Annotated in this window: 7 protein-coding genes; 1 reads left to right on the top strand and 6 read right to left on the bottom strand. The window is 71.5% G+C overall.

All coding sequences use genetic code 11. From position 1 onward, the window contains the following. Window positions 1–522, bottom strand: a 522-nt coding sequence (locus tag QL985_RS11325; RefSeq protein ID WP_290147888.1) for an NAD(P)-binding domain-containing protein, incomplete at its 3' end; no start/stop codon positions are given. Window positions 523–1,032: 510 nt separating this feature from the next. Between QL985_RS11325 and QL985_RS11320 the strand changes: the two genes are divergently transcribed. Beyond that, entirely contained in the window at window positions 1,033–1,560 is a 528-nt protein-coding gene (locus QL985_RS11320; protein WP_019311107.1) for a potassium channel family protein, read from the top strand. Between the two features lie 129 nt (window positions 1,561–1,689). Here QL985_RS11320 and QL985_RS11315 read toward each other — a convergent pair whose 3' ends face one another. From QL985_RS11315 to QL985_RS11295, 5 genes are all read right to left on the bottom strand, one after another. Continuing rightward, window positions 1,690–2,496, bottom strand: coding sequence for a sugar phosphate isomerase/epimerase (locus tag QL985_RS11315; RefSeq protein ID WP_019311106.1), 807 nt, complete (start codon window positions 2,494–2,496; stop codon window positions 1,690–1,692). Then, window positions 2,493–3,473 carry an exopolyphosphatase gene (locus QL985_RS11310; protein ID WP_019311105.1) on the bottom strand — a complete coding sequence of 327 codons (981 nt, stop codon included), beginning with the start codon at window positions 3,471–3,473 and terminating at the stop codon, window positions 2,493–2,495. The genes QL985_RS11315 and QL985_RS11310 overlap by 4 nt, the downstream gene beginning before the upstream one ends. 95 nt (window positions 3,474–3,568) lie before the next feature. Further along, on the bottom strand, window positions 3,569–6,469 hold the full coding sequence (gene topA / locus QL985_RS11305) for a type I DNA topoisomerase (RefSeq protein WP_039100590.1): 2,901 nt from the start codon (window positions 6,467–6,469) through the stop codon (window positions 3,569–3,571). A gap of 231 nt (window positions 6,470–6,700) precedes the next feature. Then, window positions 6,701–8,455: a methyltransferase gene (locus QL985_RS11300; RefSeq protein ID WP_290147886.1), complete on the bottom strand. Its 1,755-nt coding sequence runs from the start codon at window positions 8,453–8,455 to the stop codon at window positions 6,701–6,703. Window positions 8,456–8,457: 2 nt separating this feature from the next. Beyond that, a complete protein-coding gene (locus QL985_RS11295) occupies window positions 8,458–8,916 on the bottom strand; it encodes a pyridoxamine 5'-phosphate oxidase family protein (protein ID WP_039100588.1) in 459 nt (152 codons plus the stop codon). Window positions 8,917–8,941 lie beyond the last annotated feature (25 nt).

Here is an 8,941-nt window from a genome sequence, read left to right as displayed (position 1 = left end):
GACCGCGCGGATCAGGTGCTCGGGGACCTCCACCACGGTGCCCACCGTGGAGAGGACGTCCTTGACCTGCGCGAGCTGCTCCGCCGAGGTGTGCTCCCCCGGCGTCACGGACAGCGCGCCGCGGCCCACGCTGGACGGCGTGTTGGGCATGCAGCGCACCACGGGCTGGCCGTCCGGCAGAGCCCGCTGCAGCGCGTCGAGGGTGACGCCCGCGGCCACGGAGACCACCACCGTGGAGGGGTCCAGCGCGGGCGCGACCTCACGGGCCAGGTCGAGGATGGCGTAGGGCTTCACGCCCAGCAGCACAATGTCCGCGCCCGCCACGGCCTTCCGGTTGGCCTCCGGGTCCGACTCGCCAGCGAAGACCTCCACGCCGGTCTCCCGGTGCAGGGCCTCCGCCGACGCCGCCGAACGGGTCGTCGCGCGCACGCCGCCCGCCTCCGTGCCCGCGGCCAGCACGCCGCGCAGGATGGAGCCGTTCATGGAACCGGCTCCGAGGAACGTCAGTGTCAGCTCAGCCATGGTGTCTCATCCTCTCGGGCCCCGCGGGCACGCCGGGTGGCGCCGTTCACGGGCTGTGGTGGTCGGGAAGCTCCCTCGACGGTACCGCGCCGCGCCGGGGGCCCGCGAGCGGGGGTGCTCCGTGGCCCGTGAGAGTTCCGGGACCCAGGGAGGACGGCCCGTTCCGCACGGGGCACACCGGCGGTCCCCGAGGTCGCCGCGCTGGCCACCTCGGACGGTCCCTTCCGCGCGGGGCACACCGGGGGCGTTCGCGGGGCACACCGGAGGCGTTGACGGAGTCCGCGGAGCTGCAGACGCACCGGGGGCGTTCGCGGGTTGGCCCGATTAGGGTTGGGCCCAGCACACCACGCATCGAGTCAGGAGTCCGTGTGTCCTCTTCCCTCCACCGTGCCTCGCGGGGGTGCAGCGCCGACCAGAGCGTCGGGCAGCGCCGCTCCGCCGCGTCCGCGGATGCCGCGCCGCGTCTGCTCGTGCCGGCTCCGTGTCCGCCGGTGAGGCAGGAGGTGCGCGATGTCCTCGGAGCAGTCTGAGACGCAGCCCCCGTCCCACCCGCGGCGTGGTTCCCACGGGCGCGGTCTGACCAGTTCCATCCGCCCCGTCCGGGCCGTGATCGGGCTGCTGGCGGTGACCGCCACGTACTACGCGATCCCCCTGGACCCGGACCGCGACCTGGTGGGACGCATCATCGCCTCACTGCTGGGGCTGGCCGTGGTGGGTGCGGTGATCATCCGCCACCTGCGCCGCGGGGACGACCCCGTGGGCCGGCTGTTCCTGCTGCTCATGGTGGCCGTGGCCGTGATCGCCCTGTCGTTCCATGCGGTGTCCATGATTCCCGGCCAGTTCGAGGGGCTGGAGACGCGCACCGACGCGCTGTACTTCACGGTGGTCACCCTGGCCACGATCGGCTACGGGGACATCCACCCCGTGGGGCAGACGGCCCGCGCGCTGGTGGTCGTGGCCATGGGGTTCCACGTGGTCTTCCTGACGTTCCTCGTCTCCGCCATCTCCCGGCGGATCGGGGAGCGCCTGCAGGGGTAGGTTCGCAACCGCGGGGCCGTCCCCGCGCGCGGTGCCGGCCCAGCGACGTCGCCCGGCTGCGTCCACGGCCGCGCTGCCGGTGCGAGCGCGCGGTTCGCCAAATGACAGTGCCCGTTCCGGGCGGACACCTCAGCCCTGGACCGTCATGTGACGGCGGGCGAAGTCCAGGGACTCCGCAAGCCACTCGTCGCGCTGCTCCGGGGTCTCGCACTTGCGCGTGGAGACCTCCACACCCACCACGCCCTGCCAGCGCTGGTCGCGCAGGTATTCGAGGGTCTGCGCGACCGGCTGCACACCGTGGCCCGGGAGAAGGTGCTCGTCCGCGAGCGTCTCCCCGGACCCGTCCGTGAGGTGCACGTGGCCCAGCCGGGACCCGAGCTCCTTCACGGCCGCGAGGGAGTCCATCTTGGCGGTGGCGGCGTGGGAGAAGTCCCACGTGACCCAATCGTAGTCCTGGCCCAGCGGGCTGTAGTGCGGGGAGTAGACCACTGCCTCCCGCCCGGCCACGCGCCACGGGTACATGTTCTCCACGGAGATCTTGGTGTCCGTCATGCGGGAGACCTCCCGGACCCCGGCCACGAAGTTCTTGGCGTACTTGCGCTGCCACCGGAACGGCGGGTGGGCCACCACCACCTCTGCGCCCACCTGGTGGGTGAGCTTCGCGGCCATCTGGATCTTGGTCCAGGACTTGCCCCACACCTGCTGGGTGAACAGCAGCGTGGGCGCGTGGATGGTGGAGATGGGGATCTGGTACTTCTGCACGCTGTCCAGCAGCTGGTGGGTCAGCTGGCTCATGCGCTCGTGGGTCACCAGCACCTCCACGCTGTCGTAGCCCAGGCGTGTGGCGGCCTCGAAGGTCTCCGGGACGCCCTGGGGGTACAACGAGCTCGTGGACAGCGCCACGTGCGGGCGGTAGACGGCGGGGGTCTCGCTCATCGGCGGTTCACCAGGTCCTTCGGGTTGACGGTCTCGCTCGTGGCGTCCCGGGCCAGGCGGTCCATGCGGCGCAGGATCAGACCCTCCCGCAGTGCCCACGGGGAGATCTGCACGGTGTCCACGGCCAGCATGTCCATCGCGGTCTCCGCGACGATCGCCCCGGCCACCACCTGGGCAGCGCGGTGCTCGGAAACTCCCGGCAGATCCGCACGCTCACCCACGGTCATGGCCTCCATGCGACGGGTCCACAGCCGCAGGTCCTCCAGGTGCATGAGCCGCTCCACGTACGGCCCCTGGGCAGACGGTGCCGCACCGCAGATCCGGGCGAGGGAGCGGAAGGTCTTGGAGGTTCCCGCCACGAGGTTCGGGTGCCCACCCCCTGCGATCCGGTCCACGGCAGGGCGCAGGGTGGTGCGCACGTGCTTGCGCAGGGCCTTGAACTGGGCGGGCGAGGCGACGTCGGACCCTGCCAGGTACGCCCGGTACAGCCGACCCGCGCCCAGCGGCACGGAGGTGGCCACCGTGGGCAGCGCATTGGTGCCGATCGCCATCTCGAACGAGCCGCCCCCGATGTCGAAGTCCAGGATGCGCCCCGCGCTCCACCCGAACCAGCGGCGCACCGCGGAGAACGTGATGGCGGCCTCCTGGTCCCCGGACAGCTCCGTGAGCGTCACCCCCGAGGTGGACTGCACGTGCTCCAGCACGTCGTTGCCGTTCGTGGCCTCACGGATGGCCGAGGTGGCGAACGCCAGCAGGTCCTCCGCGCGGTGCTCCACCGCGAAGTCCCGGGCCTCCACCACGAAGGACGTGAGCAGGTCCCGGCCCTCGTCCGTGATCCGCCCGTCCTCGTCCTGGTAGTCCACCAGCCGCAGTGCCACCTTGTGGGACGCGTAAGGCTCCGGGCGGGAGCCGGGGTAGACGTCCAGCAGGAGCAGGTGCACCGTGTTGGAGCCGACGTCCAGGACGGAGAGCCTCATGGGTGTTCCTTACTTTCGCAGACGTGCGGTGCCCGGCCCAGCTCGGAGCGCGAACCAGACGGTTGGCCCCAAGAATGCCGGGCGGACGGTGGACGCTACTTCGCGGCGGACTTGGTGGCGGCCGTCTTCCGGGCGGCCGGTTTCTTGGCGGCGGGCTTCTTCGCCGCCGGCTTCCTGACCGCGGGCTTCTTCGCGGTGGAGCTCTTGGCGGTCGAGCTCTTGGCCCGCGAGCGCGCCGGGGCCTTGGCCGGGGCGGGGCCCTTGGCGCGCTTCTCCGCGAGCAGCTGGGAGGCCCGGGCCGCGGTGATCTGCTCGATCGCCTCTGCACGCGGCACGGTCACGTTGGTCTCGCCGTCAGTGATGTACGCGCCGAAGCGGCCCTCCTTGATGACCATGCGCTTCTCCGTGAGGGGATCCGCGCCCAGGTCCGCGAGCGGCGGTCGCGCGGCCTGCCGGCCGCGCTGCTTGGGCTGCGCGTAGATGGTCTTGGCCTCCTCCAGGGTGATCGTGAAGATCTGGTCCTCGGAGGAGATCGAGCGGGAGTCCGAGCCCTTCTTCAGGTACGGCCCGTAGCGCCCGTTCTGCACCGTGATGGTCTCACCGTCCGTGTCCTGGCCGAGTTCACGCGGCAGGGACAGCAGCTTCAGGGCGTCGTCGAGCGTGATGTCCTGCAGGTTCATGGACGAGAACAGCGAGGCCGTGTTCGGCTTGGGCTTCTCGATCTTCTTGGGCTTGGGGTTGCCGTTCTTGTAGTACTCGGTGGGGATCGCGTCGAGCTCCTCCTGCGTGGGCTCGGGCACGATCTCGGTGACGTAGGGGCCGTAGCGGCCGTCCTTGGCCACGATGGTGCGCCCGTTCTCCGGGTTCACGCCGAGCTCCCGGCCGTCCGCCTTGCCGATCTCCATGAGCTCCTGCGCCTTCTCCGGCGTGAGCTCGTCCGGGGCGAGGTCCAGGGGGACGTTCGCGCGCACGGGATCCGTGATCTCCCCGGTCTCCGGGTCCACGGTGCCGCCGGACTCCAGGTAGGGGCCGTACTTGCCCACGCGCAGGGTGATCTCGTCCGTGATCGGGATGGAGTTCACCGCGCGGGCGTCGATCTCCCCGAGGTCTTCCACGATGGGCTTGAGCCCGGGCTCGGACGGGTTCTCCCCGAAGTAGAAGCCCGAGAGCCACTTCACGCGCTCGGCCTCGCCGCGGGCGATCCGGTCAAGGTCGTCCTCGAGCTCCGCCGTGAAGTCGTAGTCCACGTAGTCGGAGAAGTGCTCCTCCAGCAGGCGCACCACGGAGAACGCGAGCCAGGACGGGATGAGGGCGGAACCGCGCACCTGCACGTAGCCGCGGTCCATGATCGTGGAGATCGTGGCGGCGTACGTGGAGGGGCGTCCGATGCCCAGCTCGTCCAGGGTCTTCACCAGCGAGGCCTCGGTGTATCGGGCCGGCGGGGTGGTGGTGTGCCCGTCCGCGGTGACCTCGGAGGCGTCCAGGGCGTCGCCCTCGGCCATCACGGGCAGGCGTTTGTCCTCGTCCTTCGCGCCCTTCTTGCCGGAGTCCGCGGTGAGGTCCGGGTTCACGTCCCGGCCCTCCTCGTACGCGGCCAGGAACCCCCGGAAGGTGATGACGGTTCCGGAGGCCGAGAACTCGGCGTCGGCCCCGGCGTGCTCACCGGCGGCGGAGGTGGCCGTGGCGCCCAGGCGCACCGTGGCGGTGTCGCCCTTGGCGTCCTGCATCTGGGAGGCCACGGTGCGCTTCCAGATCAGCTCGTAGAGCTTGTACTCGTCCACGGACAGCTGCGAGCGCACCTGGGAGGGCGTGCGGAAGGTGTCCCCGGCGGGGCGCACGGCCTCGTGGGCCTCCTGCGCGTTCTTGGACTTGGAGGCGTACACGCGCTTGGAGGACGGCACGAACTCCGGGCCGTAGAGCTCCTTGGCCTGCGCGCGGGCGGCGTTGACGGCCTGGTCGGACAGGGCCACCGAGTCCGTTCGCATGTACGTGATGTAGCCGTTCTCGTACAGCCGCTGCGCCACGCGCATGGTGGTGCGGGACGTGAAGCGCAGCTTGCGCGCGGCCTCCTGCTGCAGCGTGGAGGTGGTGAACGGTGCCGCGGGGCGGCGTGTGTAGGGCTTGGTCTCCAGCGAACGGACCGAGAAGCGCGCGTCCTGCAGGCCGGCCGCGAGCGCCGTCGCCACCGCTTCGTCCAGCGTGACCGGGGCGTTGCCGGAGGACGGGGACTTGAGCTGGCCGCGGTCGTCGAAGTCCTTGCCCGTGGCCACCCGGCGGCCGTCCACGGAGCTCAGCCGCGCGGAGAACGCGCGCCCGGCGTCCTGGCCCTCGGGGCGGGAAAACTGGCCCGTGAGGTCCCAGTAGTCGGCGGGCACGAACGCGATCCGCTCACGCTCGCGCTGGACCACCAGACGGGTGGCCACGGACTGCACACGCCCCGCGGACAGGCCCGCGGCCACCTTGCGCCACAGCACCGGCGAGATCTCGTAGCCGTAGAGCCGGTCCAGGATCCGGCGGGTCTCCTGGGCGTCCACGAGGTCCTGGTCGATGTCCCGCAGCTGGCCGAAGCCGCGCTCGATGGCCTCCTTGGTGATCTCGGGGAACGTCAGGCGGTAGACGGGCACCTTGGGCTTGAGCACCTGCAGCAGGTGCCACGCGATGGCCTCGCCCTCGCGGTCCCCATCGGTGGCGAGGTAGAGGGCGTCCGCGTCCTTCAGCTTGCGCTTGAGCTCGGTGACCTTCTTCTTCTTGTCCGGGTTCACCACGTAGTACGGGTCGAACTCGTGCTCCACGTCCACCGCGAACTTGCCGTACGGGCCCTTCTTCATGTCCGTGGGCAGCTCGGAGGGCTGCGGCAGGTCACGGATGTGGCCCATGGAGGACTCCACCTCGTAGGCGTCCCCCAGGTAGCCCGCGATCGTCTTCACCTTGGACGGTGACTCCACGATCAGCAGGCTCTTGCCCGTGCCGGCGGTCTTGGTGGCCTTCGGTGCCAAAGGTGCTCCTCGTCGTGACCCGTGGTTGCGGGGCGGGTCTGTTGCTGGTGGTCGCCGTTCAGCGTAGGCGACGGCGCCCGGTCTGGTGCTCGTGGGGTGTCTCGTCCCGCGTCTGAGACGTCAGCGTACGTCACGCGGCTCACCGGCCCCGCTGTGTCTCGCGACTGTGCAGACGTTCACACCCGGTGGGCGGCCGTGGTCCGGATCAGGATCACGCGCTCGCCCACGGGGTCAGTCTGACACCTCCAGCAGGAACCCGTGGGCGATGAGACCTGCGATCTCGGCCACCAGCTGCTCGGACGGGCCCTCCTCCCACCCCAGCAGCACGCCCAGGGCCGTGAGGATCTGCTGGGCGCTGAGCTCGCCGTCGCACACCCCGGCGAAGCCCGCGGCCTCGCTGGACAGGATCACGGTGCGCCGCAGTCCTGCGCCCTGCCGCAGCAGGATCAGGGACGGGTCCTCCGCGCCCGGGGTGCCGTGGCGCTCCTCGGTGACGTCCGGCGCCACGGTGAGACGACGCTCCAGCCACGCGGGCTGCCCGGCGGCACCGCTCTGGGCGTCCGCCGCCTCCCGGCCCAGGCGCACGGTCCGCTCCCACTCCGCGGCCAGGGCTGGGGCGATCGGCTGCTGGATCGGGTGCGGGACGGTCTCGAAGATCCGCGGCAGGGACGACGACGCCGCACGGCCGGGTTCCACGGTCCCGCTCACCGTGCGCTCGGTGTCCTCGGGGCGCTGCAGCCACACCATGCCGAAGCCGATCGCGGCCACGTCCCGGGAGGCGAAGTCGTCCAGGTAGGCGGCGTAGGCGCGGTCGAACGCCTGCGGATCGCGCTGCTGGGAGGCGTCCTGCAGCCAGGTCTCGGCGTACTCGCACGGGTCCTGCAGCTCGCGCTGGATGACCCACGCCCCGGTGCCCGTGGGGATCCAGGACTCCGGGCCGCGGGACCACGTGGACTCGGGCTCGCCCTGGGGATCGCGCGGGATCTCCCAGTTGGCGAGCAGGTGCGCGGTGCCGCCCGGGGCCAGCACCGAGGGCAGCTCCGCGAGCAGGTCCCGCACGATCCGGTCCCCGGGCAGGCCGCCGTCCCGGTAGGTGAAGCGTTCGGTGTCCGTCTCCTGCGGGGTGCGCGGGGTGATCACGAACGGCGGGTTGGACACCACCATGGCGAAGTGTTGCCCGGCCACCGGCTCCAGCATGCTGCCCAGTTCCAGACTTACCCGGTCCTCCAGGTGCTCCGGGTCCAGGCCCAGGGCCGGGGCGTTGAGCACCAGGTTGAAGCGCGTGGTGGCCAGGGCACGCTCGGAAATGTCCGTGGCGGTGACGTGCTCCGCGTGGGCCAGCAGGTGGAACGTCTGGATGCCGCAGCCCGTGCCGAGGTCCAGGGCCGTGGCCACCGGGCGGCGCGGGGTGGACTGCACCAGGGTGGTGGAGGCGCCACCGATGCCCAGCACGTGGTCGTGGCGCAGCACGCCCGGGCGCTGGAAGGCCCCCAGGTCGCTCGCGACCCAGAGCTCCTCGGAGGAGTCCGTGGCGTAGGGGCGCAGGTCCATCGCGGCGCTCAGCAGCGGGTCGGCGCCTGCGCCGGTGCCCGCGCCGGAGTCTGCGCCGGTGCCCCCGCCGGTGCTCGTGGGCTCGGAGGTTCCCTCCACCAGCCCGAGACGCACCAGTCCGGCGGCACCCACGGTGGGAAGGGCGGCGTCGAGCGCGGAGGACCGAACAGGGTCGCCCAGGAGGAAGAACGCCGTCAGGGCGCTCAGCGCAGGATCCTGTGACCCGCGCTCGCGCAGGGCACGCCGGGCGGGCACGGCCTGGTCGCGAGACCACGCGGACATGGCCTCCGGGCCCACCAGGTCCGTGACACGGTCCACCGTGAAGCCCGCCGCGGCGAGGTCCGCGCGCAGGGCGGCGACCAGGGCGGCGTCGTCGGAACGGGGTGCGTCCGGGACGGTGCTGAACCGGGCGGGACCGGAGGCGGCCTGGGCCACGCTCAGTGACCCAGCCGGAACGCGCGGCCGGTGATGCGCGTGGGGGTGATCTCCACGAACTCGATCTTCTCCGTGTTCAGCCACGGCCGCAGCCCGAGCCCCTCCACGCGCTTGATCTCGTCCGCGTCCGTGATCATGGCCGCGGTGCCGCGGACCACCACGGAGTGCGCCTCGGAACCGGCGGTGCGGTCGATCTCCAGGGCCACGTTCGGGTTCAGCTGCAGGTGCAGCACCTTGGTGCCCTTGGCGGAGCGGAAGTAGATCTTCTCGCCGTCGGCCACGATGTTCAGGGGCGTGATGTCGATCTCGTCCCCGTCGCGGGTGGCCAGCCGGGCGAAGCGGGCCTGGCGGAGCAGCTCCCAGCTCTGCTCCTCGCTGAGCTCCGTGACGGGCGAGCCCTGGGGGGCGTCCTCGTGCTCGCCGGAGATGTTCATGGGGTGGGGATGTGCGTCGTTGCTCATGCCCCCATGATTCCACGCGGGTGGT

This window comes from Kocuria sp. APC 4018 (genome assembly GCF_030407675.1).
Classification (GTDB): domain Bacteria; phylum Actinomycetota; class Actinomycetes; order Actinomycetales; family Micrococcaceae; genus Kocuria; species Kocuria rhizophila.
Note: the sequence above shows the minus strand (reverse complement) of the source record. Positions and strands in the feature narration are given on the sequence as shown.

Bases quoted from the DNA above. Each gene is read 5' to 3' on its own strand.
- QL985_RS11320 (WP_019311107.1), top strand. From the start codon at position 1,033: ATGTCCTCGGAGCAGTCTGAGACGCAGCCCCCGTCCCACCCGCGGCGT.
- QL985_RS11315 (WP_019311106.1), bottom strand. From the start codon at position 2,496: ATGAGCGAGACCCCCGCCGTCTACCGCCCGCACGTGGCGCTGTCCACG.
- QL985_RS11295 (WP_039100588.1), bottom strand. From the start codon at position 8,916: ATGAGCAACGACGCACATCCCCACCCCATGAACATCTCCGGCGAGCAC.
- QL985_RS11310 (WP_019311105.1), bottom strand. From the start codon at position 3,473: ATGAGGCTCTCCGTCCTGGACGTCGGCTCCAACACGGTGCACCTGCTC.